Here is a 492-nt window from a genome sequence, read left to right on the forward strand (position 1 = left end):
GCCGCCAGCGCCTCACTCGTCACCGCGCCTGCCGCCAGCGCTTCGCTCGTCACCGCACCTGCCGCCAGCGCTTCGCTCGTCACCCCGCCCGCCGCCAGCGCCTCACTCGTCACCGCGCCTGCCGCTAACGCTTCGCTCATCACCGACCCGTTCGCCAGCGCTTCGTTCGTCACCGATCCTTCGGCCAGCGCCTCACTCGTCACCGCGCCAACCGCCAGCGCTTCACTGGTGACCGACCCGTTCGCCAGTGCCTCACTTGTCACGGCTCCACTCGCCAGCGCTTCGCTCGTCACCGATCCGTTCGCCAGCGCCTCACTCGTCACCGCTCCGTCCGCCAGCGCTTCACCGGTCACCGATCCGTTCGCCAGCGCTTCACTTGTCACGGCTCCACTCGCCAGTACTCCGCTCGTCACGGCACCTGCCGCCAGCGCTTCGCTCGTCACCGCTCCTGCCGCTAGCGCTTCACTCGTCACCGACCCGTTCGCCAGCGCT

General features: G+C 69.7%; 1 pseudogene. It reads right to left on the bottom strand.

Going from position 1 to position 492, the window contains the following annotated elements:
* Positions 1-492: pseudogene (locus HMPREF1207_RS29695) on the bottom strand (hypothetical protein); the annotation flags it as partial.

The sequence above is a fragment of the Paenibacillus sp. HGH0039 genome, assembly GCF_000411255.1.
Lineage (GTDB): Bacteria > Bacillota > Bacilli > Paenibacillales > NBRC-103111 > Paenibacillus_F.